21 protein-coding genes and 5 pseudogenes are annotated in these 26,974 nt (G+C 60.1%); 14 read left to right on the top strand and 12 right to left on the bottom strand.

The annotated features are described in order from the left end of the window. Positions 1-20 precede the first annotated feature (20 nt). From CQW49_RS22970 to tnpC, 5 genes and pseudogenes are all read left to right on the top strand, one after another. Positions 21-389, top strand: coding sequence for a DUF488 domain-containing protein (locus CQW49_RS22970; RefSeq protein ID WP_099832033.1), 369 nt, complete (start codon positions 21-23; stop codon positions 387-389). Between the two features lie 299 nt (positions 390-688). Continuing rightward, positions 689-1,609, top strand: a pseudogene (locus CQW49_RS22960) (IS630 family transposase); the annotation flags it as partial. Positions 1,610-1,698: 89 nt separating this feature from the next. After that, the gene (gene tnpA, locus CQW49_RS22955; RefSeq protein WP_099832032.1) at positions 1,699-2,130 is read left to right on the top strand and encodes an IS66-like element accessory protein TnpA; all 432 of its coding nucleotides are present in this window, start codon (positions 1,699-1,701) and stop codon (positions 2,128-2,130) included. Then, positions 2,127-2,480, top strand: a complete 354-nt coding sequence (tnpB, locus tag CQW49_RS22950) for an IS66 family insertion sequence element accessory protein TnpB (RefSeq protein ID WP_099832031.1) — start codon at positions 2,127-2,129, stop codon at positions 2,478-2,480. The genes tnpA and tnpB overlap by 4 nt, the downstream gene beginning before the upstream one ends. A gap of 50 nt (positions 2,481-2,530) precedes the next feature. Further along, positions 2,531-4,102, top strand: coding sequence for an IS66 family transposase (gene tnpC / locus CQW49_RS22945; RefSeq protein WP_099832030.1), 1,572 nt, complete (start codon positions 2,531-2,533; stop codon positions 4,100-4,102). 88 nt (positions 4,103-4,190) lie between these two features. On the opposite strand, the gene CQW49_RS22940 is transcribed toward tnpC, so the two are convergent. The 5 genes from CQW49_RS22940 to CQW49_RS22920 form a co-directional block, all read right to left on the bottom strand. Beyond that, positions 4,191-4,409, bottom strand: a complete 219-nt coding sequence (locus tag CQW49_RS22940) for a hypothetical protein (protein ID WP_099832029.1) — start codon at positions 4,407-4,409, stop codon at positions 4,191-4,193. A gap of 205 nt (positions 4,410-4,614) precedes the next feature. Then, complete coding sequence (locus tag CQW49_RS22935; protein ID WP_099832111.1) at positions 4,615-4,902, bottom strand: DUF6522 family protein; 288 nt, start codon at positions 4,900-4,902, stop codon at positions 4,615-4,617. A 183-nt stretch (positions 4,903-5,085) separates the two neighbouring features. Further along, positions 5,086-5,379, bottom strand: a complete 294-nt coding sequence (locus CQW49_RS22930; RefSeq protein WP_099832028.1) for a hypothetical protein — start codon at positions 5,377-5,379, stop codon at positions 5,086-5,088. 10 nt (positions 5,380-5,389) lie between these two features. After that, positions 5,390-6,808: a chloride channel protein gene (locus CQW49_RS22925; protein WP_099832027.1), complete on the bottom strand. Its 1,419-nt coding sequence runs from the start codon at positions 6,806-6,808 to the stop codon at positions 5,390-5,392. Then, a complete protein-coding gene (locus CQW49_RS22920) occupies positions 6,805-7,308 on the bottom strand; it encodes a MarR family winged helix-turn-helix transcriptional regulator (RefSeq protein ID WP_157926122.1) in 504 nt (167 codons plus the stop codon). The genes CQW49_RS22925 and CQW49_RS22920 overlap by 4 nt, the downstream gene beginning before the upstream one ends. Before the next feature lie 468 nt (positions 7,309-7,776). On the opposite strand from CQW49_RS22920, the gene CQW49_RS22915 reads away from it, so the two are divergent. Both CQW49_RS22915 and CQW49_RS22910 read left to right on the top strand, forming a co-directional pair. Further along, positions 7,777-8,985, top strand: a complete 1,209-nt coding sequence (locus CQW49_RS22915) for an NnrS family protein (RefSeq protein ID WP_099832025.1) — start codon at positions 7,777-7,779, stop codon at positions 8,983-8,985. Next, positions 8,982-10,299 (top strand): annotated as a pseudogene (locus CQW49_RS22910) (FAD-dependent oxidoreductase); the annotation flags it as partial. The gene CQW49_RS22915 and the pseudogene CQW49_RS22910, both read left to right, overlap by 4 nt. A gap of 10 nt (positions 10,300-10,309) precedes the next feature. On the opposite strand, the gene CQW49_RS22905 reads toward CQW49_RS22910, so the two are convergent. From CQW49_RS22905 to CQW49_RS22875, 7 genes and pseudogenes are all read right to left on the bottom strand, one after another. Beyond that, a complete protein-coding gene (locus CQW49_RS22905) occupies positions 10,310-11,503 on the bottom strand; it encodes an HlyD family secretion protein (RefSeq protein ID WP_099832024.1) in 1,194 nt (397 codons plus the stop codon). 59 nt (positions 11,504-11,562) lie between these two features. After that, complete coding sequence (locus CQW49_RS22900; RefSeq protein ID WP_099832023.1) at positions 11,563-13,122, bottom strand: efflux transporter outer membrane subunit; 1,560 nt, start codon at positions 13,120-13,122, stop codon at positions 11,563-11,565. Continuing rightward, positions 13,119-14,669: an MFS transporter gene (locus CQW49_RS22895; protein WP_244593448.1), complete on the bottom strand. Its 1,551-nt coding sequence runs from the start codon at positions 14,667-14,669 to the stop codon at positions 13,119-13,121. Before CQW49_RS22895 ends, CQW49_RS22900 begins: the two co-directional genes overlap by 4 nt. Before the next feature lie 342 nt (positions 14,670-15,011). Then, on the bottom strand, positions 15,012-15,524 hold the full coding sequence (locus CQW49_RS22890; RefSeq protein WP_157926121.1) for a MarR family winged helix-turn-helix transcriptional regulator: 513 nt from the start codon (positions 15,522-15,524) through the stop codon (positions 15,012-15,014). A 140-nt stretch (positions 15,525-15,664) separates the two neighbouring features. Further along, positions 15,665-16,030 (bottom strand): annotated as a pseudogene (locus CQW49_RS22885) (DDE-type integrase/transposase/recombinase); the annotation flags it as partial. 41 nt (positions 16,031-16,071) lie between these two features. Beyond that, positions 16,072-16,200 (bottom strand): annotated as a pseudogene (locus CQW49_RS22880) (transposase domain-containing protein); the annotation flags it as partial. A 14-nt stretch (positions 16,201-16,214) separates the two neighbouring features. Continuing rightward, positions 16,215-17,671: pseudogene (locus CQW49_RS22875) on the bottom strand (ISKra4 family transposase). A 425-nt stretch (positions 17,672-18,096) separates the two neighbouring features. Here CQW49_RS22875 and CQW49_RS22865 point away from each other — a divergent pair. The 7 genes from CQW49_RS22865 (at position 18,097) to CQW49_RS22835 (ending at position 26,972) form a co-directional block, all read left to right on the top strand. After that, entirely contained in the window at positions 18,097-18,345 is a 249-nt protein-coding gene (locus CQW49_RS22865) for a type II toxin-antitoxin system Phd/YefM family antitoxin (RefSeq protein ID WP_099832019.1), read from the top strand. After that, complete coding sequence (locus CQW49_RS22860) at positions 18,345-18,770, top strand: type II toxin-antitoxin system VapC family toxin (protein ID WP_099832018.1); 426 nt, start codon at positions 18,345-18,347, stop codon at positions 18,768-18,770. Before CQW49_RS22865 ends, CQW49_RS22860 begins: the two co-directional genes overlap by 1 nt. Continuing rightward, positions 18,757-19,890, top strand: coding sequence for a site-specific integrase (locus CQW49_RS22855; protein WP_099832017.1), 1,134 nt, complete (start codon positions 18,757-18,759; stop codon positions 19,888-19,890). The genes CQW49_RS22860 and CQW49_RS22855 overlap by 14 nt, the downstream gene beginning before the upstream one ends. Positions 19,891-19,979: 89 nt before the next feature. Continuing rightward, positions 19,980-22,712, top strand: a complete 2,733-nt coding sequence (locus CQW49_RS22850) for a class I SAM-dependent DNA methyltransferase (RefSeq protein WP_099832016.1) — start codon at positions 19,980-19,982, stop codon at positions 22,710-22,712. Further along, on the top strand, positions 22,709-23,722 hold the full coding sequence (locus tag CQW49_RS22845; RefSeq protein WP_099832015.1) for a hypothetical protein: 1,014 nt from the start codon (positions 22,709-22,711) through the stop codon (positions 23,720-23,722). The genes CQW49_RS22850 and CQW49_RS22845 overlap by 4 nt, the downstream gene beginning before the upstream one ends. 3 nt (positions 23,723-23,725) lie before the next feature. After that, entirely contained in the window at positions 23,726-25,771 is a 2,046-nt protein-coding gene (locus CQW49_RS22840) for a DEAD/DEAH box helicase (protein ID WP_099832014.1), read from the top strand. Next, positions 25,764-26,972: a GIY-YIG nuclease family protein gene (locus tag CQW49_RS22835; RefSeq protein ID WP_099832013.1), complete on the top strand. Its 1,209-nt coding sequence runs from the start codon at positions 25,764-25,766 to the stop codon at positions 26,970-26,972. The genes CQW49_RS22840 and CQW49_RS22835 overlap by 8 nt, the downstream gene beginning before the upstream one ends. Positions 26,973-26,974 lie beyond the last annotated feature (2 nt).

The following is a 26,974-nucleotide window of genomic DNA, read 5'->3' as shown; positions in this document are numbered from 1 at the left end:
TGCAATATGAGATTCCGACAATGCGCAAGATTGCGACAAAAAATGTTGCGCTCAAGCGCGCCTATGAACGCCCGGTGTCTGACGATGGCGTTCGTATTCTTGTCGACAGGCTTTGGCCGCGTGGGATCAAGAAGACCGATGCGAAGATTCATCGATGGCTCAAGGAGACTGCGCCAAGCACCGAGCTACGGCAGTGGTTTGGACACGATGTCGCGCGTTGGGAGGAGTTTCGGCGTCGATATGAGAAGGAGTTAGAAGGTCACCTTGATGAGATCGAGGAACTTCGAGCTCTGGCCCGAGAGGGACGGATTACGCTGGTCTTTGCAGCCCACGATGAGGCTCATAACGAGGCGATCGTCCTTCGCGACTTTCTGTTGCGTATCCATTGACTGAAAGGACAGGGCCGCTCGCGCTCACTTATCTCTTGACCGTCGGCGGTTCAGGGTACTACCGGATCGGCGCCGCGCAACCCTTCCTCGCTGATGGCCGATTGCGGCGAGTCGTCCAAGCGCCGGAGTTCTCTTATTCGGCTTACGTCGTCTATGCTACAGGACGAGAAGGGGATGTTATTAGAGCATAGTCCGAGCATGCGGATTCAGGAGAGGATTCAATATAATTCCCATGATTCCCATATCTGAAGGAGCGCCCGTCGAGCTGAAGGCGGGGCGAGGCTGCTGGAGGGGGGATCATGGCGCTTTCGATGGATATTCGCGAGAAGGTGATGAAGGCGATCACTGGCGGAATGTCGCGTCGTCAGGCCGCGGCGCGATTCGACATCGGTCCTGCGACCGCGGTCCGTTGGGCGAAGCGCGTTGAAACCTCGGGAAGCGTCGCGCCTTCGAAGATGGGCGGCGACCGCAGATCGCGGCGCATCGAGGCGCACGCCGAATTCATCCTCGCGCAGCTCGAGGAGCAGCCGGACCTGACGATTCTCGAACTGCGCGAGAAGATCAGGGAGCGCCACGGCGTCGGCTTCGGCCATGCGACGGTCTGGCGGTTCCTGGCGCGGCACAAAATCACGCGCAAGAAGAAGACCGGCCATGCATCGGAGCAAGAAAGAGAGGATGTCGCCGAGGCGCGCGAGGCGTGGTTTGAGGGACAGCTCGATCTCGATCCCTCGAAGCTCGTGTTTCTCGACGAGACGGCGGTTTCGACGAATATGGCGCGCCGCTTCGGCTGGGCGCCGCGCGGGGAGCGTTGCCGGATGTCCGTCCCGTTCGGATGGAAGACGAAGACGCTCGTCGCGGCGCTGCGGTGGGATCGCATCGACGCGCCGATGACGATCGACGGCGCGCTCGACGGCGCGTCGTTCCTGGCCTATGTCGAGCAGGTTCTGGCGCCGACGCTTTCCGCGGGCGAAACAGTGCTGATGGACAATGTGCGCACGCACAAAGTCGCCGGCGTTAAGGAAGCCATCGAGGCGAAGGGCGCGCGCCTGGTTTATCTTCCGCCCTATTCGCCCGACTTCGATCCGATCGAGGAGTCGTTCTCCAAGATCAAGTCGATCCTGCGGCGCATCGCGGCGCGGACGGCCGAGGCGCTGGAGGCGGCAGTCGGAGAGGCGTTGCAGAGCTTCACCCCGCAAGAGTGCATGAACTACTTCGCTTCAACCGTAACCGGCGCGACCGACCCACCTCGTAATTTGTCGTGGATGAGCGACACTCCCGCGCGAGATCAAAAACTCAACGGAGTGCTCGGATGGCTAATGCCATGGTTGATGCCATGCATGATGACAGGACTTATCGTCGGGTCGAGGTGATCACCGGACACCGCCGCCGACGGGATTGGACGCCGGAGGAAAAGGACCGGATCGTTGGGGAAAGCCTGCGACCCAAGGCGAATATTTCGGAGGTCGCGCGACGCAATGGCGTGAGTCGCGGCCTGCTAAACATCTGGCGACGACAGGCGCGAGCGTTGGCCGCCTCGCCCTCGACGAAACGCGAGCTGTTCGCCACGGTGCTCGTGGAAAGCGACGCGACGCATCGCGAAAAGAGCGCCGCTTCCGTCTCGAGGCCGGCGACTTCGGGCGCGATCAAAATCGAAATTGGCGGCGCGACGATCCGGGTTCCCAAGGGCGTTGACCGCGCCACGCTTGATGCGGTGATATCGGCGTTGCGTACGGCGCGATGATTTCGTTCGCCTCGGAGACGCGCGTGTTCGTGTCCACGCAGCCAATCGATTTCAGGCGAGGCGTGCATGGCCTCGTCGCCTTGGTCGCGGAGGGTTTGGGCAATCCGTATTGCGGCGATATTTTCGTGTTTCGCTCGAAGCGCCGCGATCGATTGAAGATTTTGATGTTCGACGGCACGGGCATGATTCTGGCGACGAAGTGGCTCGAGGAAGGGCATTTCGCCTGGCCTCCCGTCAAGGATGGCGTCATGCGCGTCAGCGCGACGCAGTTGGCCATGCTTGTCGAGGGGCTTTCGGAATGGTCGCGGGTGGTTCCAAAGGTCGTGAAGCGCCCGACAATTGTTGCGTGAAACGCCTTATTTTACTGGCATTTTAGAGTATTTTGCGCTAGCTTGAGCTTATGGCGCTGCGCCCTGAAAACCTTCCCTCTGACCCCGCCTTACTGGCCGAACTGGCGCTCGGGCTCGACGCGGAAAACGAGTCTTTGCGCGCGATGGTCGCCAATTTGAAAGGGCTTATTTTTGGTGCGCGGTCGGAGCGGTTGTCCGTCATCCTCGCCGAACAACTTCCCCTCGATCTGGAAGATGCTGCCAGCATTGCGCCGCCGCCCGCCAACGACGACGCGGCATCGACGAACGAGCGCGCGCGGCGTCCACGCGCAAAATCAAAACGAAACATCGGAGCCTTGCCCGCGAACCTGCCGCGCCACGAGGTGACGATCGAACCGGACACGACCGTCTGTCCCTGTTGCGCGGGCAAGCTGCATCGCATCGGCGAGGAGGCGAGCGAGGCGCTCGATCGGGTTCCAGCGGTGGTGCGGGTTCTGCGCACGATCCGTCCCAAATACGCCTGCCGGAATTGCGAGGAAAAGGTCGTTCAGGCGAAAGCCCCCGCGCGATTGATCGAGGGCGGCATGGTGACGACAGCGCTCGTCTGCCACATCGCCGTCGCCAAATACGGATGGCAATCGACGCTCTACCGGCAAATGCAAATCCTTGCCGGGCTCGGCGTTGATCTCGATCGCTCGACGCTGGCGCGCTGGATGAAGCAATTGGCGTGGATGCTGAAGGGTCTCTATCTCCTGCAACTCGCCCACATGCACACCTATCCCCGGCTGTTCTGCGACGAGACGCCCATGCCAGTCATCGAACCCGGGCGCAAACAAACGAAAACCTGCCAGTTCTGGGCCCATGCGACGGACGATCGCGCCTGGAAGGGGCCCGCGCCGCCTGCGGTCGTCTATGTGTTCGCGGAAGGACGCGGCAAGAAGGAGATCGCCGAACAGCTCCGCGGCTTCTCGGGCGTGCTGCAAGTCGACGGCTACGCCGCCTACAAGTCGTTGGCCGGCGGCAAGGGAAAGGCGACGAACGGCAAAATCCGCCTGGCGTTTTGTGTCGCGCACGCGCGGCGCAAGTTTGTCGCCATCCACAAATCGACGCAATCGCCGTTCGCGCGGGAGGTGATCGAGCGGCTGGCCGAGGTCTACGCCATCGAGAAGCGCGTTCGGGGAACCAGCGCCGACAATCGCCGCGCCGTGCGACAAGCTGAAACGAAGCCGATCATGGAAGCGTTGCACGCGCGGCTCGTCGCGGTGAAGGACGGCATATCGAGAATCTCTCCGTTACGCGAAACAATCGATTACACGCTTGGCCACTGGGCGGGCCTCACGCTTTTCCTTGAAGACGGGCGATTGGAGCCAGACTCCAACATTGTCGAGCGTTCGATCCGTCCGATTGCAATCGGAAAAAAGAATAGTCTGTTCTGCGGAGACGCGGGCGGCGGCGAGACATGGGCAATCATATCGTCGCTACTTAACACGGCAAAATTAAACGACGTCGATCCCGAGACATGGCTGACGGATGTCGTCGAACGCATTGTCTCCGGCGTCACGAAGAGCAACCAGCTTCATGAACTCTTCGCATGGAACTGGAAAGCCGCGCGCGAAGCCGAGGTTCAAAAAGCCGCCGCATGAGTGGTGCATCTGTCGCACCGGTTACCTTCGCTTCAACCGGCTACGATGCAGCTTGATCGGATAATGCTCTAATCGCGTCCGTGAAGGTTTACGAGTAGTGGCCGCCGGTCATGAAAAGCCGGGTCTTGCGCCCGCCATTGGATCGAGGAAGGTTGTTCGTGATCGACCAGCGCCCCCAGCCGCCGAGGAATGAGCAAGCATCAATTTTTGCTCTTATTTGCGTAAGCGCCGTGATCTTGATCCCGTAAGATTTGTCGAAATCGCTCTCGCACAGGCCTTTCTGAAATTGGACGTGATTGCGCCCCATCGTCGATCCTTCCCCAAAACAATGGGTTTGTTCTCACACAAAACGCGGGCTGTGCAAGCGCCCAATCGGGACACAATTTGGAGCGAGAGCTATTTCGATCCTGGGTCGCGACAATCTGGATGAAAATTTCTCATCCAGATTGTCGCCGCCTAACGTGATGCGAGTCTGGACGCTTGGAGGACGCTCGAGCAGAGCAAAGCGATCATCAGCCGGGCTTGCGCGCCGAGGCTGGAAGCGGCAGCTGACCAAAATCAATAGTCGAGCGTTGGATTATGATCCCGCTCTCGTCGACAGTGAGGCTGAAGCGGCGGTTCTCGGAAAAGAAAGTTAATCGATACCGGCCGCTGTCCGCGTCAATTCCTCGTTCGCACAGACTGGTGATCTTACCTTCGCGCAAGCGCTCCAGAAGGAGCGTTGGCTCGATACCGAGTCCATTTGCGACAATCGTCGCATCGACTTGAATGGCGCCATCTTCGAATTCAAGCGGTTTCATTTTCTGCACCGTGTTGCTGGCGTGTCCAGTGTCCTGCTTCTCACGTGATGATCGAAGCCGGAATGTGCTGTGGCGTTTCGGAGGTAGGACCATTCCGCGAGCGTCGTTGAGTCCAGTTTCCTCAAGAAGGCGTCGCGTGCCGCCGCAAGACGCGGCTTCAGACGGCGCTGCGGCGTCAACAGGTTAGCGTCCGACATGCCGCGCATCCTTGAAAGTGAACGACGAGTGCGGGTCGTCGCAATTCGACAGGCGCAAGAGAACGACTTCTGTTCTCTGGCGAAGCTCCGTCAATGCCGCCGCGACAGTCTCGGCTTTGGCAAAACTGTCGAAGCGCCAATGAAAGTCGACCATGCCGTCATGTTCGGAAACCTCATCAGGCTCGTCCGCCGCAAGTCCGATCAATTCATCGCGTAGCGCGAGGAACGCGCCGGTCTTTCTGACCCAGACAATGACTTCGAATTTCGAACGAGGCGACATCGGGCGAGGCCTATGATCTTGTGTCGTGCGCTAGGTATTCGGACGGCACATGATGCCCTCTACGAACGAGCTTTTCGGTCATGATGGTGTTTTTCATTAGCAGGGCAGACACCATGAAGGCAGTGGCGCAGCCTGCGAGCAAGGGCAATAAGCTATTGAATTGTCGGGTAATCTCCAGCGCGAAAACAATGGAAGCGAACATGGCGCGAGACGCTCCGGCGAAACAGCTGGCCATGCCGACCAGCGCCGCCATGCGCAGGTCGAGCCCAATGTTCGGGGTAAGGATGTTCATTAGCTGCCCCGTCAAAACGCCGATCGCGCCGCCAATGGTGAAAAGTGGCGCCAGCGTGCCGCCGGAGGTGCCGCTGCCCAAAGCAATGGACCATGAAATGAACTTGAGGGCGCAAAAGGCCATCAATGTCGGACCGACAAAATTTCCATTGAGTATCTGCTCGATATTCTCGTAGCCAATGCCCATGGTGCGAGGAGAGAACACGCCGATGGCCCCTACCACCAGTCCCCCCAATGCGGGCCACCACATCCAGTGAATCGGCAAATGCTCAAATAGGTCTTCAACATAGTAGATCGATTTCGAGATGATGACCGCGCACAACCCCAGCACGATTCCTTCCAGAGCATAGGCCAAAAGCGCGCTTTGACTTGCCGGGGGCAGGTCTGGAACATGAAACAGGGGCGCGGGGCCAAACAATATGGGATGCAGGCATATGGCGGTCAACGCGGCAAACGTCACTGGAATAAAGGAGCGGGGACGAAACTCAAACAGGAGCAATTCAATGGCCAGAAGAATGGCGGAAAAAGGCGTGCCGAAAATAGCGGTCATTCCCGCGGCCGCTCCTGCCGCCAGCAGGGATTTGCGTTCATGGGCGGATACATGAATAAGCTGTCCCAACAGCGAACCCAAGGCCCCTCCCGTGCCAATGATAGGACCTTCCGCGCCGAAGGGGCCGCCCGTGCCGATGGCGATGGCGGAGGAAAGGGGCTTCAAAAAAGTCATCCGCAGGGGAATTCGGCTCTCGTTGGTAAGAACCTGTTCCATGGCCTCGGGGATGCCATGACCGCGAATGGCCTTGGAGCCATAGCGGGCCATGACGCCAACGATCCCCGCGCCGATGACGGGAACAAGAATCACCCAATATCCCAGTGCGTTACCCGCGGGAGACGAAAGTTCCCCCGACAACCGCCCGTAAAAGGCCAGATTGGTGATCAACCCGATCAGAAATATCAGTCCCCGGGCAACGATGGTCGTTGCGAGCGCCAGAACGACGCTGAGACCGACGATAAAGAGAGTTCTGCTATCGAGAACATTAGGGTGTCTGATAATATGCGCCTGTTCGAGAGCCGGCCCTAGACCCGAAGAAATGGGCAGGCCCGCCGTGGTCGACGACCGTTCAACGTCATGAGCATTCATTTCGGGGGCTCTCCTGGAGGCGTGGCGTTTCGGTCGTCGTCAAAAAACATGACGGCAGGCTGATCGGAAAGATCAGCCATATGGATCAATTGATCCAACCCTTGCGCCAAGTCAATCACCGTCTCGGGAGGCAAGGAAGCGATGGCGCGCGTGAGGTTTTCCTGCGCGGTCAAATGCCCTGACGCGAGGACGGCTTCGCCCTCGGCGCTTAAATGGATTTCAAGCCGCCGGGCGTCGTCAGGGGATTTGTTTCTAAGAACAAGGCCCTTGTTTTCGAGTCGACAGACCACCTCGGACATGGTGCTTTGGTGAGTAAACGTCAGAGCGGCCAACTCGTTGAGCGACAAACCATTTTTTGATTGAATTTGCTTTAAAACAAAAACTTGCGCGCCGGTCAGCCCCGTAAGTTGCTCACAGCGCGACGTTGATCGCCGCAACTCCTGAACGATGCGGCGCAAAGAATCCATGATCAACTGAGCGTGACGCGAGTTGTCGTCCATCGACTCCATGCCGGTCCAATTATATGGTACCCCATATAATTGGACCGGCATAAAACCTGAGGCGTGATTTGTCCAGAGCTTTACGATGAACGACTATGCTCAAGCTTGCGATAAAAAATGTTGCGCTCAAGCCGGCCTATGAGCGCCCTGCTTCTGACGACGGCGTTCGTATTCTTGTGGACAGGCTTTGGTGGATCAGAAAGGTTCTCAAGACGAGAGAGGTTCCAAGCGCGTGGCCGTGACAGGGTTTTGCTCTGCTGTGAAAGAACAATCTGCGGCGCCCCGTGTCCTTGAGAACCGGCATCATGTGGGTGTTGTGCTTGTTCAAAATTCGCGGGAACGTGCGGAGCTATCGAAATCGACATCGAACTATCTTATGCGCCAGAGTTCAGAAGGCATTCTCGACATTACCGGCAACGGAGCGTAGGAGTGCTGCCCTGTAAAACAGTATTCCAAGCGCGGTGACCCATGGCCCCGATTCCCCGCTATCGCCCACAGAGTGGCCCCGCCGTGCTGTCCGCGGGATTTCGTCCGTTCTTTTTGCTTGCGGCGGTTTGGGCCTGCTTGGTCGTTCCGGCGTCCATCGCCTCTTTTGCGGGCTGGATTCAGCCGCCCACGGCGTTTCCCCTGAATGTCTGGCATGCGCATGAAATGGCGTTCGGCTATGGCGGGGCGGTCGTCGCTGGCTTCCTGCTGACGGCGATACCCAATTGGACGGGGCGAATGCCATTGCAAGGCGTGCCGCTCGCCTTGCTCGTGCTGCTGTGGCTGTGTGGACGGATCGCCGTTCTGTTGTCCGGGAGGATCGGCGTCGGCGTCGCCGCCGCTGTCGATCTCTCGTTTCCCGCTCTGTTCTTGATAGTCATCGCCCGGGAAATCATCGCCGGCCATAACTGGCGCAATCTTCCAATGCTCGGCGCGCTGATGTTGTTGCTGCTCGGCAACGTCCTCACGCATTTCGATGCACTTGGAATCGCTACAACCTTTGACATCGGCAATCGGCTCGGCGTCGCCACCCTGCTGATGCTCGTCAGCCTCATAGGCGGACGCATCGTTCCAAGTTTCACACGCAACTGGCTGGTCAAGCAGGATCCCAAGGCCGCGACGCCCGCGTCCTTCGATCTCGTCGATCGGATCGCGCTCGCGGCGACGGCTGTCGCTTTGTCAGCCTGGGTGATGACGCCCGAGGCGAGGTGGACGCCCTGGCTCGAACTTGCCGCGGGTGTCGCGCTCGCCGCGCGGTTTGCGCGCTGGCGCGGCGAGAAAACCTTGCGCGAGCCGCTTCTATGGGTTTTGCATCTTGGCTATGGATGGCTGTCGCTCGGACTCCTGCTGCTGGGCTTCAACAGCCTCGTATCGATACTGCAGCAGACGACCGCCTTGCATGCGCTTACCGTCGGGGCCATTGGGACGATGACGCTCGCGGTGATGACGCGGGCTTCACTCGGCCATACCGGACGCGCGCTCATCGCCGGTCCCCGCACGACGACGATCTACGCGCTGATCACGCTCGCCGCCGTCTTGCGACTTCTCGCGCCGCTCTTCGGTGCGCATTATCTGATGGCGCTGTCGTTCGCCGGCGCGGCATGGAGCGGAGCTTTCGGTCTTTTCGCGCTGTTCTATTTTGGGCCGTTGACCGGGCCACGCTCCAGCGACGAGGTCTCGCCGCCCATTTGATTCAACGTGGCGCCCATATCTTGTGCAATGTTGGGCGCAAGGACGCGCCTCTCGTCGACGGGCTCGCGGTTGATGGGAGCCTCCGCTGCCCTTGGCATCATGCTGTCTTCGATCTTTCCACCGGCGAAGCCCTGTCCGCGCCCGCCTTCGGCTCCCTAACTTGCTGGGAGGTCGAGCGACACGGCGACGAAATAGTGGTGCGGAAATGCCGGGCGCCGGTTGAGCGTGCTCGTGCCATTGCGCCGTCTGAATCGAGCCCAAAAAATATTGTGATCGTCGGCGGCGGCGCGGCGGGCTTCGCCGCCGCCGACCGGCTGCGACGCGAAGGATACGGCGGGAAGATCGTCATGGCCAGCGACGATCCCGATCCGCCGACGGATCGGCCGAACCTGTCCAAGTATTATCTCGCCGGCAACGCCCCTGAAGAATGGTTGCCGCTGGGCACGAAAATTTCCATGCCGAGCAAGACGTCCAATTGCGGCTCGGCGCTCGCGTGACTAGCCTGGACCCCAAGTCTCGAGAAATCATGCTCGCCGATGGTGCGAAGCTTTCTTACGATCGCTTATTGCTGGCGACGGGCGCGGAGCCAATTCGTCTTCCCATCCCCGGAGCCGATCTGCCGCATGCGCGCACATTGCGGTCGCTGGCCGACTGTCGCGCGATCATTGAACGCCTCCCAACCGCGACACGGGCCGTCGTGCTCGGAGCGAGTTGCATCGGCCTCGAAGTCGCGGCGTCATTGCGAGGGCGTGGAGTCGAAGTCCATGTCGTCGCGCCGGAGAAGCGGCCAATGGAGCGCGTGCTCGGCCCACGGATCGGCGATTTTGTGCGTAACCTGCATGAGGAGCGCGGCGTGTCTTTCATCTCGAGGATGTCGCGACAGCGATTGACGAGCGTCGCGTGACACTCCGAAGCGGCGACGAGTTGGAGGCGGACCTCGTCATCTGCGGCGTAGGCGTACGTCCGCGCCTCGAATTGGCGCAGATCGCGGGGCTCTCCAAGGATCGTGGCGTCATCGTCGACGAGTTTCTGGAGACGAGCGCGCCGGGAATATTCGCGGCGGGCGATATTGCGCGTTGACCCGATCGTCACAGCGGCGCCAGCATTCGGGTTGAACATTGGAACGTCGCCGAACGGCAGGGACAAACAGCGGCGCTCAACATGCTCGGAGATCGAAAACCCTTCGCCGCCGTTCCATTCTTCTGGAGCCAACATTGCGACGTCGTCATTAATTATGTCGGCCATGCCGAGTCGTGGGACGAGATCGAAATCGAGGGCGACGTCGTCGCGAGAGATTGCCTCTTGCGATACAAGGCGCATTCTTTTACTCGCCGATGGGACATGCGGTGATGGCGGCGTTGGGGGCTTCGACGAGATTTTCGCTGACGATTTTTTGGGCGCGCATATTGGCGTCGGCGATTTCATTGGCGAAAATTTCGGTTTTGTCGGCCTTTGGATCCATGCGGGTGATCGAGGCGTTGGGCGATTGATCGACATTATGCGCGTCGATGGAGATGACGGAGGAAAGCCCCGGCCGCAACGGCCGCTTTTCGAGTTCGTCGGGACGTAGCGAGATATACACCGGAACGCGCTGGACGATATGGATGAAGTTGCCGGTCGCATTGTCGGGGGCGAGCAAGGCGAAGACGCTGCCCGAGCCCGGGACGATGCCCTCGACCCGGCCGTGAAAGGGAGCGCTGGCGCCGTAAAGATCGACCGTAATCGTCACCGGCTGTCCCGGCCGCACGCGCTCCATGCTGTTTTCCCATAGATTCGCCTCGATCCAGAGGAAATCGAGCGGAACGATCTGCATGAGCAGATCGCCGGGCCGCGCGCGGTCGCCGATCTGCGCCTTGCGCTTGGCTATATAGCCGGAAACCGGCGCCTTGATGCGCTGGCGCGCGAATTCGATGTAATTCTCGGCGTATCTGGCCTTGGCCGCCTCGATGTCGGGATGGTTGGTCAAGGTGAGCCCGCCGAGCCGCGATTCAAACGCCTGATAGTCCGCCCGGCTTTCGTGCATCTCGGCTTCGAGCGAGGCGAGTTGGTCCACGGCGTTCTGCAGGACCTGTTGCGACACCGAGCCGCTCGGCAACGCCTGGCGATAGCGCATGACGTCGTGGCGCGTCCTATCGCGCAGCGCGATCTGCGAGGCGATCTTCTGGCAGGCTTGGCGCCGCGCGGCGAATTGCCCGCCGACCGCGCGCACGGCGCGCGCCAGGTCGGCCGCGGATTGATCGAGCGCCGCCTTGGCGCGCTGTTCGTCGAGCCGCACGAGCAGATCGCCGGCTTTCACCTTGTTGCTTTCCTCGACCAGAACATCCGCGACGACGCCCGTCGCATCGGCTTGCACCGGAATGATGTTGCCGACGACGAAAGCATTGTCGGTGGTGACCCAAAATCGATCATGGGTCCGCCATCTGATCAGGAAATACAAACCCGCCGCCAGCGCCGCCAGCGCGACGAGCGACAGCAAAATCAGGCGGCGGGAACGGAGCGTCTTGCGATCAAGGGGCATTGGCTGTCCAAAGCGTCTGGGTGTTCTTAAGTCTCGTTGCAATCTTGGTCGGCGCGCGCCTATCCGCCGCCGAGCGCCTCGATCGCGTCGACGAGCGGCGTCAGCCGATCCTGTTCCGGCTCCGGCCGCGGCGCGAACGCTTCTGGACCCTCCAGATAGCCGCCGCCCAGCGCCTGGACCAGATCCACATGCGACGACAGGTAGTCGGCGTCGAGCGCGTCGAGCACGTAAACCTGTTCGAGCACGGCGTTCGCCTGCGCGAGCAGTTCGCGCTTGTCCTTCAGGCCGCTGCTCCAGCGCGAGCGCGCGAGTTCGAGTTCGGCGCGCGCGGCGGCGTTCAAGCGGCGCTGCGCCTCCGTCTCGGAGCGCGTCTCCTTCAGGCTGGCGAGGCTGTCGGCGACCTGCTGCGCCGCCCTGAGCAGCGTTTCATTGTAGTCGTCGACCGCCTCGTCATATTCCGAGCGGCGGCCCTCCAACTGGCCGCGCAAGCTGCCGCCCTGGAACAGCGGCAGATGGATGTTGGGATTGACGGCGTAGCCGATCGCCGAGGTTCGGAACAGGAACTTGCCGAGATCGTCGATCTTCGTCGACGTCCTCGAGGCCTCCAGTCCTCCGACAATCGTCAGATCGACGGACGGCATGAACTCCGCCTTGGCGGCGTGAATCCGCTCCGCCGCCGCCTCGGCGCGATGCATGGCGGCGGCGACGTCCGGCCGGTGGGCGAGAAGCTCCACCGGAAGTTGTCGCGGCACGGCGGGAGCCGCCGGCGGGCTCATCGTCTTCGCGCCGACAATGCCGCGTCCGGCGTCCGGTCCATGGCCCATCAGCCGCGCGAGCAAATTCTGCTGGAAGTCGAGTTGCGCCGTGACGCCGGCTTCGCGTTTGACGGCGACCTCCAGTTCGGCGCTCGCTTCGGTCACGCCGTCGGCGGTGTCGATCCCGGTTCTGAACCGCGTTTGCGCGAGCGCGAGCAGGTCTTGGCGCAGTTTGACCATCTCGCTCGCGGTCGCCGCCTGCCGGGCCAGCGCGCGGATGCGAAAATAGACGCGCGAGATGGCGGTGGTCAGCAGCAGTTGCGCCTCCGCCGTCTCCGCCGCTTGCGCCGCGGCCTCGCCAAGCGCGGCGTTGAGGATCGCCCGGTTCTTGCCCCAGAAGTCGAATTCATAGTGAAGCGACAGCGGGTTGATGTAGGCCATGGTCTTTTCGAGGCCGGCCAGGGCGGGATTATAGGAGGCGACGACGCCATGATTGGGAATGCGCGATTGGCGCATGCCCATGTCCGCGTTGAGGAAGGGCAGCAGCCGCGCCCCTTCGACCTCCGAGAAAGCCTCGGCGTCGCGCAACGCTTCCATGGCTTTTTTCAGGTTTTGATTTTCAGCCAGCGCCGTCTCGACGATGTGGTCGAGTTCGGGACTGCGAAAGCGCCGCCACCATTCGCCGCTGGGCCAGACCGCCTCGGTTGGCGCGGCGATCGGCGCGCCGGATCGCGCCAGCGTGCGGCTCATGGCCGGAGGCTCCAGAAATGGCGCGCGCTCGCCGTTCGGCGATATTTCCGCGCAGCCGCCGAGCAGCAAAACGAGCCCGGCCGCGGGCGCGACGGACAAACGCCGGCGTCTCATATTTGTTCCATCAGCTCTTGGGCCGTCAGTTGCTTCAGCTCTTGCGCCGCGGTCAGGCGCGGCGGATGGGTGGCGCGGGCGAGCCAGACGACGCCGGAAAGCCCGACGAATATCACGCCGCCGAGCAAAAAGACGTCGTTGAGCGACAGCAGCCCCGCCTCCTGCTGCAAGAAGCGCCCGACCTGACTGGTCGCCATGGCGGGCGTGAAGCCCAGCGGTTCGAGCTTGTCGGTGAGTTGCTTCATCAAATCCAGTTCGGCGAAGCGCCTGCCGCCGAACGCGTCGGAAAGATCGAGCGCGTGATAAGGCGTGCGCCGGAACAGCACCACGCCCTGCAGCGCGATGCCGAAGCCGCCGGCGACGATACGCAGCAACGCGAACTCCTCCGCCGCGCGCATCAGCCGCGCGCCTTGCAGGCCATGCATCGCGAGGTTCGCCAAGGGCGCGAAGAACATGGCGAACGAGAAGCCGAAAAAGGTCATCGGCCATGCGAGTTGGTCGAAGGAGGCGGTTTTGTCGAACAGGCCGAGCCAGGTCAGCGTCACCGCGAAACCAAGGAAATTCAGGCAACAGATCAAGCGGATGTCGACGCGCTTGCACAGTTCGTGCACGATGGCGGCGGACGGCATGGACAAAAGCAGCAACGAAAGATAGACGCCGCCAGCCAGAGAGGGACTATAGCCGAGAATTAATTGCAGCTGGCTGGCGAAAACCGCCAAGGATCCCATGATGACGAAAAACCCCGCCATCGAGCAGATCGTGGCGATCGCATAATTGCGCTGGCCGAACAGCCGCATGTCGATCACTGGATGCCGCTCTCCAAGCTCCCAGATAATGAAGCAGGGCAACGCCACCAGGGCGATAATCAGCGCGACGACCAGGATAGGCGAGTGGAACCAGTCGAAGTCGTTGCCCATGTTGAAAATCGTCTGCAATCCATAAAGAATCGCCGCCAGCAGCAAAAAACCAACAAGATCGGCGCGCGGGAAGCGCCGACGCCAGCCGCGGCCATAAAGCAGCGAACCCACGACGCCAGAGATCAACAGCGCGACCGGGATGTTCAAATAGAGCAGATCGCGCCAACCGAGAAATTCCGTGTACCAGCCGCTGATATAGATGCCCGCCATGAATGGCATGGCGTTCAGAACGCCCCAAAGCCCGACGCCGAACGTTCTCAGGCTCTCCGGATATTCGCCGAGCAGCACGGATTGTCCGACCGGGAGAATGACGCCGCCCGCCAGGCCAAGCAGAATGCGCGAAGCCACAAAAGACGGAATCGTCTCGCTTCCCCCGCAAGCGAAGGAGATAGCGGCATAGAAAACATAAGCGGCGGTGAGCACGCGGTAGTCGCCGAATCTCGCCGCCAGCCACCTGGCAAGCGCAAAGCCGAGAGCCAAGCCCATCATGTGGTCCGTCGCGGCCCAGACGCCAAAACTCGGCGTCACGCCTTGCAGATCGCCCGCCGCGGAGGGCACAACGACCGCATAGCCGGGCACATTGGACAGCACCACGACGTTGCCCAGTCCAAGCACAATGTTGAGCAGCAAAAAGCGCCATCCGCGCAAGGGGGCGGCGTCGGCTATAGGCATCGCTGAGCAAAGCCCTGGGAACAGGATGCATTCCGTGTCAGCAAAGAGAGGGCGCTAACCGAGTTCAAACAAACGCCCCCGTCCACATGCTCTTAGAAGTCATCCTCACCCGCAAAGCTCTCTTCGGGGAGGACGCCTGTTGCTTACACGCCATTTCGCAAGTGAGATCGACGATAAACAGCGTTCTGTTATCGAGAGCATTTGGGTGTCTTAAAATGCGCGCTTGTTCGCGAGCCGGTCCTAGACCTGGAGAAATGGGCAAGCCTGCCATGGTCGACGACCGTCCAACGTCATGAGCATTCATTTGGGGCGCTCTCCTGGAGGCGAGCCGCTTCGGTCGTCGTCAAAAAACAGGACCGGACGCTGATCGGAAAGATCCGCCATGCGGATCAACTGATCCAACCCTTCCGCCAAGTGAATTACCGTCTCGTGAGGCAAGGACGCGATGGCGCGTGTGAGGTTTTCCTGCGCGGTCAGATATCCTGAGGCGAGGACGGTCTCGCCCTTGGCGCTTAAATGGATTTCAAGCCGCCGCGCGTCGTCCCGGGATTTACTTCTGAGAACAAGGCCTTTTCTTTCGAGCCGACAGATCACCTCGGACATGGTGCTTTGGTGAGTGAACGTCAGGGCGGCCAACTCGTTGAGCGACAAACCATTTTTTGATTGAATTTGCCTTAAAACGAAGACTTGTGCGCCGGTCAGCCCCGTAATTTGCTCACAGCGCGACGTTGATCGCCGCAGCTCCTGAACGATGCGGCGCAAAGAATCCATGATCAGCTGAGCGTGTCGTGATCTGTCGTTCATCAACTTCATGCCGGTCCAATTATATGGGAGCCCATATAATTGGATCGGCATAGAACCTTCGGCCTGGTTTGTCCAGAGCTTTACGGTCAACGACCGGGCTTGTCGCAAACATTTTGGGATGTCGCGAAAACCCCGGGGACGGTCGATTTTTAGGCATTATTAACCATTTGAAGTCCGAAGCAGAGCGCGAGCAAATCATTCTGGCCGCGAACCGTCCATTCTCCGGCGAAGCCGAAGCCCTTCTTGAGCCACAGCATAGCTTCGAAGCCCGCGATGGTGCGCTTGGCTGTGGCGAAGCTCTGGAAGCCGCCGACCTTCGGGATGTTCTTCTTCACGTGAAAATGATAGCTTTCAATCCCTTGCTGCAAATGTTTGGAGACGCGGTGCAGCGCGCCCGACGGCGCAACGCCCTCCGTGGCCGTGTCGGCGATGGCCTTGGGATAGACGCTCGCGCCATCCGTCCCGATCTTGCCCGGAGCCAGCAGCGGCTGATCCTTCAATGCTTTGCGGAAAAACGTAAGCATGCGCCGTAGGCCGCAGGGGAACTTCATCGCGGTCACGTGGCCAGCGCGGGAGCGTCCTTTTTGTCTTTGCGCCAGTTCCACGGCAGCAGCTCGTCGATCCGATGCGCAGGATGCGCGGCGATGCGCGCGAGGACATCGGCGAGCCAGGCCTGGGGACCGATAAATTCTCTGGGTTTCATGCGGCCTTCAGCAAGGGCGGGGTCGGCTCGAATATCCACGCGAAGCGATATGGTTGCGTTGGCTTTGGGGGCTGCCAAGCCAAACCCTCGCTCAAGTCGCCGTTGAGGACGGCCGCGCGAACTTGCAACATGCGGTGCGCGCCTAGGAGCGACCATTGCATCTGCTGTTTCTTGACCATCCGCCGAGCGACTAGAGAATCGACAGCCGACTCGGCGAGCGAGGAGGCGATCCGTCGGCCCGATCGGTAGCGCGCGCCGTAATCGACGATGGCGTTTCGGTTGGAACGGACGTAGGTGAGCAACGGCTGCGCGAGATCGAGGAGACGCTTGGCCGATGCGTCTGCTTGGCCGCTTTGGATCACCAAATCAGCCACGATCTTTTCAAGGTGATCAACGGCTCGATCGGTTTGCCCATGCCACAGCTTCCATTTCACCGAGCGGATGTCGCAGCCGATCGTGTTGGCCCTGCCATTTCGACTGTCGCTCGTTCGGACGATATGGTCAGCCATTTGCTGCAGAGGCTGAATCTTCATGGCGACGTGAAACCAGTCGATGATGTGCGTCGCGGGTTTTGGCAAAGCTTTTGGCAGCCGTTTCATGATCTCGGCGCCGTCCGAAAGAACCGTTATTTCGCCCCATCCTACGTAGCCCTCACGCTGGAGCGCCTGAAGCGTCCGTGAGCGCAATTCGCCTTCGACGTGTCCGCTGTCGCGAAGTAATGGCCGGGTGGCGAGCCCCGGCGCCCGCGGCCGCAACGGGCGACCGCAATCTCGAAGATCCGCGCCTTATCTGAACTGTTGCATCGCACGTGCGCGGTATCGATGCTCACGACAAACTTCCGCTCCGGATCGTTCGGCAGATCGAGCTCAGCCTGTTTGTGCTCGGACGACGAAGGCGGCTCGAACCATGCGCGCTCTCGCGCCTTTTCATCGAGCCGTTCGCCCAGTTTCATCGTGCGGTGACGCAGGGTCATGAAAGATTCCGTTGACGGGATCGGGAGGAATTCGGCCAGGACATCCGCCGCCTTGCGATAGGGCATGAGGCTGCCCATGCGAGCCGACAATTCCATCAGCTCCGGCGTCACTTGGTCGGGGCAGATGTCGCGCAAAACAGCCGAAGCGTCAAAAGAATAGGGAAGGCAGCGGCGACAGTTCATTATGCGCGGATTGCTGACTTCGACGCGTCCATAGACCGTTCGGATCTTGCGCTTGCCGTAGTCCTTGATACGCCGGAACGTCTCGCAATCGGAGCAAAACCGGCTCGTCAGGACATAGGCCTCGCATTGCTGTTTGACCACAAGCTGCTGCAAACGCGCCATGATCGCCTTGCCGTCCGAGATCGAGAGGCCGATCTCCCCCTTCGACAATCGGCCGAATTCTTTTTCTATCACCATCTCGGCGCCGTCGCGTCCGCCAAATTCGTCCATGCCCTCGATCGTGATCTTCCAACGCATCGCCGTCCTCCGTGAAGTCGGCGATTTCTTGCGTCGGAAATCGTTAATGTTCGTCGCAACCCAGTTAATTTATCGGTCCCCTTTGCGACACGGTTCGACCCAATACGAAATCACGGTAGAAAATCCCAATAGCGTTGGGCGCGGCGTCGCCTTCGCTACCCTCGACGAATCCGTCCTTGCGGACCGGCCATTGCGGCTTAGACTCGTCGATGACGGCGCCACGCATCGGCTGCGGGTTCGGCTCGGGTAATTGGCGCGCGGAGTGCGGTAACGAAAGTCTCGCGTGGTCAAAAACGAGGGCCATGACCATCGATAAGTACCCCTTATCGATACTCAGTGAACCAGCCTATTGACCAAGCGAGAAAGATGTCTGAAACTCTCAAAAGCCGGAATCCCGCCGGCGTTTCGCATCCCTTGAGGCGAGCATGTCCATCACCGTCAAAGTCGCCGAGGCCAAGACCAGGCTCTCCGAGCTCCTCGCCCTCGTCGAGGCGGGCGAGGAGATCGTCATCGCGCGCGGAAACGAGCCCGTGGCGAAGCTGACCGCGCTCGACGAGAAGGCGCGCCGCGCCGCCGTCATCGAGGAAATCTTGAAAGCGCGCGACAGCGGCGAGATCAAGCCGGTCACCCGTGAGGAAATTCTCGCATGGCGGCACGAAGGGCACAAATACTGATGCCGTTCGTCGTCGACGCCTCGCTCGCCGCCGCCTGGTTCCTGCCCGACGAGGACAGCCCGGCGGCGACCTCCCTCGCACGACGGCTCAGTGAGAAGCCCGGCGCCGTGCCGAACCTGTTTTTCCACGAGATGCGTAATCTTCTCGTCCTTGCCTGGCGGCGCAACAGGCTGTCCGAAGAGATGCTGTCCTATCAAATCGACCGTCTCGGCCGAATGCCGCTGCGTGACGCCGGCGGAGGGGAGGCGAAGCACATCGTCCGGCTCGCGCTCGTCCACGGGCTGACGGCTTATGACGCGGCCTATCTCGCGCTGGCGATCGCCGAACGGCTGCCGCTCGCGACTCTCGACAAAAAGCTGGCGACTGCCGCGCAGGCGGAAAAGATCCCCGTGCTCGGGCCGCTGGGGGGGCATGACATCCAGTGACAATTTCGCGATCGACGCGCTCGCCGGCTTTCTGCCGCTCGCGGCGCGGGATCGCCTGGCCGAGACGCTGACCGCCGCCGAGATCGACACGCTGACGCATCTCGCTAAAGCCGGCACGGGGCCGAATTCGTTGCGCGCGCTCGCCTCCGATCTCGGCTATCTCGAAGCCTGGGCGCGCGCTGCGAACGGCGTTCCGCTCGCCTGGCCGGCGGCCGAGGCGACGGTGCTGCGCTTCATCGCGCATCATCTCTGGGACGCGGCGGAGCACGAGAGAAACGCCGAACACGGGATGCCAGAAGCGGTCGCCGCGACTCTCCGCGCCGAGGGACGCCTGAAATCCGACGGGCCGCACGCGCCGGCGACGGTGCGGCGCCGCCTCGCATTGTGGTCCAGCCTGCATCGCTGGCGCGGGCTCGAAGGGCCGTTCGCGAGTCCGTCGGTTCGTAATGCCCTGCGCCTCGCCATCCGCGCCGCTGATCGGCCGCGGACGCGCAAAAGCGCTTCAGCGATCACGCGCGATGTTCTCGACCGGCTGCTCGCGACCTGCGCGCGGAGCAGGGTGATCGACGTCCGGGATCGCGCACTGCTGCTGCTCGCCTTTGGATCGGGCGGGCGCCGCCGCTCGGAAATCGCACGGCTCAAAGTCGAGGATCTCGAAGAGCGCGACGCGGTCGCCGCTGATCCCGACGCGCCGAAGGGCGAAAAGCTTCCCGTCATGGCGATTCGATTGCGTCGGACCAAAACGTCCTCGACTGACGCCGGGGAAAGCGTGCTCGTCGTCGGCCGGCCGGTCGAAGCGTTGCGCGTATGGCTGGCCTTGGCGAAAATCGACGCTGGCGCCGTGTTCCGGCCGATCGACAAATGGGGCAACATCGGCGCCGCCGCGGTCGATCCCCAGAGCGTGAACGTGATGATCAAGAGCCGCTGCGCCGCCGCCGGACTCGATCCGGGAGAATTTTCGGCGCATGGGTTGAGGTCCGGTTATCTCACCGAGGCGGCCCGTGCCGGCGTACCGCTCCCCGAGGCCATGCAGCAATCGCGGCATCGCTCCGTGCAGCAGGCGGCGCGATATTACAATGAGGGAGAAATCGCGCGGGGCAGGGCGGCCAGGTTGGCCTGATCGGCAATTGATCAGGCCTGTGTTACCGGCTGAGATCGCGATCGTCATCCGATAGTCGGAATATCATCGGGCATGTGTGCGGGAAATTCATGAACGCGGTTGAAATTGAAGAAGCGATTTCGGCGCTGGCGGAGCGTCCCTTCGACGCCGAGGAGTTCGCGTATGCGTTTCTAGAAGCCTTCGGGAACAAGGAGACCACGCTCAAACGGCTGCGCAAGGGCGAGTCGAACAGGTCCGATCTGGGCGGCGTGCTGCAGACGAACAACATCCACATTGCCGTTTGCGAGTCCGGCGAAGTTACGCGGACGCTCGCGGCTTTGAAGGCCAGCCCTGCCACCGCTCGGGCGAAGGCGCGCTTTGTGCTGGCCACGGATGGTGATCTGTTCGAGGCCGAAGACCTCACATCCGACGACGCGCCGATCTCCTGCGCCTATGCGGATTTTCCGAACCACTTTGGCTTCTTCCTGCCGTTGGCCGGGATCACCACGGTCAAGCAGGTCCGTGAAAGCTCGTTCGACATCCGGGCGACGAGTCGTCTGAACAGGCTTTATGTCGAACTGCTGAAGGACAACCCCGAATGGGGCAAAGCGCGGCGTCGGCACGACATGAACCATTTCATGGCGCGGCTGATCTTCTGCTTCTTCGCCGAAGATACCGAGATTTTCGACAGCGGCGCTGCATTCACTTCGGCAATCGAGACGATGAGCGCCAAGGACTCGTCGAACACCCATGACGTGATCAGTACGCTGTTCCGCGCCATGAACACCAAGGCGGAAGTGCATGCCGCCGCTGGCGTTCCGCGCTGGGCCAGTCGATTCCCCTATGTGAATGGCGGGTTGTTTTCCGGTAGCACGGATGTGCCGCGGTTCAGCCGCATCGCCCGGTCCTACCTGCTGCATATCGGCAGCCTCGACTGGAAGAAGATCAACCCCGACATTTTCGGGTCGATGATCCAGGCCGTGGCCGACGACGACGAGCGTGGCGCGCTCGGCATGCACTACACGAGCGTGCCGAACATCCTGAAGGTGCTGAACCCGCTCTTTCTTGACGATCTGCGCGAGAAGCTGGAAGAGTCTAGCGACAATGGGCGGATGTTGCTCAACCTGCGCAAGCGCATGTCGAAGATCCGTGTATTCGATCCGGCCTGCGGTTCGGGCAATTTCCTCGTCATTGCCTACAAGGAAATGCGGGCCATCGAGGCGGAGATCAACCGCCGCCGCGACGAAGCCGACCGGCGCACGGAAATCCCTCTGACGAATTTTCGCGGCATCGAGCTGCGCGACTTTCCTGCCGAAATAGCGCGCCTCGCGCTCATTATCGCCGAATATCAATGCGACGTGCTCTATCGCGGCCAGAAGGAGGCGCTGCGCGATTTTCTGCCGCTCGACGCTCAGAACTGGATCACCTGCGGCAACGCCCTGCGGCTCGACTGGCTCAGCATCTGCCCGCCGACTGGAACGGGGATGAAACACCACGCCGACGACCTATTTCACACACCGCTCAATCAAGCTCAGATCGACTTCGAGAATGAAGGCGGCGAGACATATATTTGCGGAAATCCGCCTTACAAAGGCAGCAAGTGGCAAACGTCTGAACAGAAAGAAGAACTAGCGAGCGCATGGGCTAAGTTCCCGCATCTAGCTAAGACGACTGATTATGTTTCCGGTTGGGTGGCGCGCTATCTCGATTATGCTGCAAAAGTTCCGGACGCGGTCGCCGCATTTGTGATGACGAATAGCATATGCCAAGGCCAACAAGCCTCAGACATTTGGCCAGTCGCATTTCGTCGTGACATCGAGATTCGGTTTGCTCACACACCATTCAAATGGAGCAATCTCGCGAGCCATAATGCTGGCGTCACCGTGATTATCGTCGGCCTGGGATCACTCTCTAATCGGCCCAAACGATTGTTCGATGATGAAGGCCGTGTCCGCGAATGCAATGTAATCGGACCGTATCTGGTGCCAAATATGCCGGACGCGGTTGCGAAAGCAAACAAACCCCTCGGTCCTCAGGCCATTATGCTCTTCGGTAACATGCCACGCGACGGAGGACACCTATTCTTAACAATCCAAGAAGCGGCCGAGCTTCGTCGTGATCCTGCAACATCTCGCTATGTTCGCCGTTTTCTGGGCTCTGAGGAACTAATAAACGGAAAGCTTCGATATTGTCTTTGGATCGAAGACCAGGATGTCGAAGCCGCCAAGGGCCAACAGTTGATAGCGGATCGGCTTGCTCTTGTAGCGGACAATAGGCGTGCATCCCCGGCGGAATCTACACGGACGTTTGCAAAGCTAGCGCACCGTTTCGTTCAGATCGCCGGCACCGCCGCGAAAGCAGCCATAGTGGTGCCGCGGGTTTCCTCTGAGAACCGCGAGTATCTACCGGTCGACCTTGTGAGTGCCGACTGCATCATTGGGGATCGCAACTTCGCTCTTTACGATGCGCCGCTGTGGAACTTGGCGTTGATTGCATCCCGCATGCACTGGGTGTGGATCGGCACAGTGTGCGTTCGAATGCGCACGGATTTCTCCTACTCTAACACGTTGGGTTGGAATGCATTCCCAGTACCTACCCTTACCGATCGGAACAGAGAGCATCTTCAGCGTGCTGCTGAAGACATTCTTCTAGTGCGCGAGCGATATTTCCCAAGCACCATTGCCGAACTCTACGATCCGAACATGATGCCAGAGGACTTGCGTGAGGTACATCGTCAAAACGATGAAGTTGTTGAGCGCATCTATTTCGGGCGCAGAATGAAAAATGACACGGACAGACTTGAAAACCTGTTTATGATGTATCGAAAGGCAGTTGGGCGATGACCGGATTCACTCACGAAACATCCATCGCCACGACAACGCTCTCCGAAATCACCAAAGTCCGAGAAGCTCTCTCCGCCGACCGGATTTTCGCATGTTTCGCTTACGCCACCCAGTCCGGATTCAGGGCTTTTGAACTAGGCGTGGGAGAACACTTCTGGAAAGCCACCAAGTCGCGTTGGCTGTTTGGCATCGATTACGGCAGAACGGATCCTCGTGCATTACGCGAGATCGCCAAATGCGCAAATTCCGAGGTACGAATCTACGATGGGCGCTATGTCGTTGAAACAGAAGGCTTCCTACCCCGTCGTGACTTTCATCCGAAGGTGATGCTGGTCGAGAATGCAGCTTCAGGCGCTCAGGGCCTCGTGCTGGGCTCCGGAAACTTCTCGTACAATGGTCTTCTACGGAGTGTTGAAGCTGGTTGGGCAACCGTCGCCACCACGAAGAAAGAGATTGATCGGGACATCTTGCCCGTCAGTTCTTCATTCGAAGCTCTCTGGAAAGCGGCATGTCCTTTGGGGGAAATCATTGATCCGTATGAAACCCGCTTGGCGAACTTGATTAGCTCAAGAGATACGAAACGGGTCGTTAAGTCGAAAGGCCAGATGTCCGCGTTCTGGATTGAGGCTGGTCATGTGACAAAAAACCGAGGGACGGACCGGCCTGGAAATCAGATATTCGCGCCGAACGGTTTCCGGCGTTTTTTCGGACTCAACAAGGCCAAAAGCGGCTCCACTCTGATTGGGACCATAACCTTCGAAACCTCGGTCGGGCCAACGGTTACGAAGAATTATCGTGAAAATGACAACGGGATGGAAAAGCTTACTTTGCCATCCCCTGAACAACACGGTTTCGGTGTTTATGACGGAAAGATCATGATCTTCCAACCGAGCGCCAGTGGATTTTTAACATCTGCAATCGAAATCGACGAATTCGAGGCGGTCTATGGGCATAGACTTGCGAACGTACAGACGATGACTGGCGGCAGGCGTTTTGGGGAGTTAATTTAAGCAATGACAACTATTCCATGCGTATCAGTCTCCTACGCCACCAACGGCAGCTCGACCAAGGCCAACGAGTTCGGCATGCGGCCGATGCAGGAACGCGCTTTCGAGAAACGGGGCGAGCAATATCTGCTGATCAAGTCGCCGCCGGCCTCGGGCAAAAGCCGCGCGTTGATGTTCATCGCGCTCGACAAGCTGGCCAATCAGGGCGTGAAGCAGGCCATCATCGTCGTGCCGGAAAAGTCCATCGGCTCCAGCTTTCATGACGAGTCGCTGAGCAAACATGGCTTCTGGGCAGACTGGCATGTCGAACCGATGTGGAACCTCTGCGACGCGCCCGGCAACGACAATGGCGGCAAGGTCAAGGCGCTCGGCACTTTCCTTGAAAGCGGCGATAAGGTGCTGGTCTGCACCCATGCGACCTTCCGCTTTGCCGTCGACAAGTTCGGGATCGAGGCTTTCGACGACCGGCTAATCGCGGTGGACGAGTTCCATCATGTCTCGGCCAATCCCGACAACAAGCTCGGCCTGCATCTGGGCGAGTTCATCGCGCGCGACCGCGTTCATGTCGTCGCGATGACCGGCTCCTATTTCCGGGGGGATGCTGAGGCGGTTCTGGCGCCGCAGGACGAAGGCAAATTCGAGAGCGTCACCTACACCTATTATGAGCAGCTCAACGGCTATCAGTATCTGAAGCAGCTCGACATCGGCTATTTCTTCTACTCGGACTCCTATGCCGACGACATCCTGAAGGTGCTGAACTCGGCCGAGAAGACGATCATCCACATCCCGAACGTCAATTCGCGCGAAAGCACCAAGGACAAGATCAAGGAAGTCGAGCACATCATCGAGGAGCTGGGTGCCTGGCAGGGAACCGATCCCGTCACCGGCTTTCAGTTGGTGAAGACAGCGGAAGGCAGGATTCTGCGCATCGCCGATCTGGTCGATGATGATCCCGCCAAGCGCGACCGCGTGTCCGCCGCGCTGAAAGATCCCGCGCATAAGAACAACCGCGATCATGTTGACATCATCATCGCCCTCGGCATGGCGAAGGAAGGCTTCGACTGGATCTGGTGCGAGCACGCGCTGACTGTCGGCTATCGCTCCAGCCTAACCGAGATCGTGCAAATCATTGGCCGTGCAACCCGCGACGCGCCGGGCAAGACCCGCGCCCGCTTCTCGAACCTGATTGCCGAGCCGGCAGCCGCTGACGACATTGTCACCGAAGCCGTCAACGATACGCTTAAGGCGATCGCCGCCAGCCTGCTGATGGAGCAGGTGCTGGCGCCCCGTTTCGAGTTTAAGCCGAAAAACCCGCAGAGCGGTCCGACGCCGGGCTTCGATTATGGCGAGGGCGGCTACGATTCGAACAAGTGCAATGTTGGCTTCAACGAGGAATCCGGCAAGTTCCAGATCGAGATCAAGGGGCTGGCCACGCCGAAGAGCGAGGAAGCGACCCGTATCTGCCAAGAGGATCTGAACGAGGTAATCGCGGCCTTCGTACAGGACAAGACGACAATCGAGCGCGGGCTGTTCGACGAAGAGCTGGTTCCCGAGGAGCTGACTCAGGTGCGCATGGGCAAGATCATCAAGGACAAGTTCCCGCACCTCGACGCCGAGGATCAGGAAGCCGTTCGCCAACACGCGGTCGCGGCGCTGAATCTGACCCAGAAAGCGAAAGAGGTCGCGGCGGGCAGTTCGCTCGGCGAGGAGAGCGTAAATACGGCTTTTGTTGACGGCGTTCGAAAGTTCGCGATGGATGTGCGGGAGCTGGACATCGACCTGATCGACCGGGTCAACCCGTTCGGCGAAGCCTACGCCATTCTCGCCAAGACGATGAGCGAGGAAAGCCTAAAACAGGTCGCTGCGGCGATCGCCGCCAAGCGCACCAGCCTGACGCCGGAGGAAGCCAAGGTGATCGCCAAGCGCGCCGTGGAGTTCAAGCGGGAGCGCGGACGTCTCCCGTCAATCAGCTCCTCCGACGCGTGGGAAAAGCACCTGGCCGAGGGCGCCGCCGCGTTCGTCCGCTTCAAGGATGAGGGCCGCTATGAGTGATCTCGACCTTGATGAACTGCGTTCGGAACTCGATGATTTCGCGCAGCCGGAAAGGAAGGGCGGCCGTTCGCCCCGCGAGGAACGCATTATCGCGGGCTTCGAAGAGATTCAGCGCTTTGTGGAGAAAAGCGGTCATGCTCCGCGACATGGCGAGGGCGGCGACATATTCGAACGGCTATACGCTGTCAGGCTTGATCGACTGCGCGAACTGGAAGAATGCCGCTCGCTTCTCACACCGTTCGATCACCAGGGATTGCTGACCGGCGCGCCAGTCGCGTCCTCCGCGCCGGTGGACACGCTCGATGACGATGAACTGCTCGCTGAATTGGAGGGCGCGGCCGGGTCATCCGACATCACAAAGTTGCGCCACGTGCGCACGAGCGCGGAAAAGCGTGAAGCCGAAGAAATCGCGAGCCGGGAAAAGTGCCTCGATTTCGAGACGTTCAAGCCTCTCTTCGAGGAGGTGCAGAGCGACCTGGACGCGGGACGGCGCACCACGAGAAGGTTCGTCAAGGACGCAGGTTTCCTGAAGGCGGATATCCACGCCGGTCAGTTTTTCATCATCGGAGGTCAAACCGCCTACGTCGCCCAGGTCGGCGAGCCTATCAAGGCGCCGAATGGCGAGACTGACGCGCGGCTCAGAGTCATTTATTCCAATGGCACTGAGAGCGATCTGCTGCTGCGGTCGCTCCAGCGCGCACTCTACAAGGATGAGGCTGGTCGGCGGATTACCGAGCCGACCGCTGGGCCTTTGTTCGAGGAACAGACCTCCGATAACGATGAAGCTAGTGGAACCGTCTACGTGCTGCGGAGCAAATCTGAACATCCGCTTGTCACGGCCAATCGCGATATCCTGCATAAGATAGGCGTAACAGGCGGAAACGTCGAACGCCGCATTGCCAATGCCCGCCTCGATCCGACCTTCCTCATGGCCGAGGTTGAGGTCGTTGCTACTTACGAATTATACAACATCAATCGCGCGAAACTCGAATCCGTGATCCATAAGATTTTCGGCGGCGCTCGCATGGACATCGAGATCAAAGATCGCTTCGGGCAGCCGGTCGTGCCCAAAGAATGGTTCCTTGCACCGTTGTTCGTTATCGATGAGGCTGTCAGGCGGATCAAGGACGGCACAATCACGGGATACATATACGACCGAAAGACCGCGCAATTGATTCTGGCCTCGGCAAAAGATCGATGACA

The organism is Methylosinus trichosporium OB3b, from assembly GCF_002752655.1.
GTDB classification, from domain to species: Bacteria; Pseudomonadota; Alphaproteobacteria; order Rhizobiales; family Beijerinckiaceae; genus Methylosinus; species Methylosinus trichosporium.
This window is presented reverse-complemented; position numbering and strand designations above follow the sequence as displayed.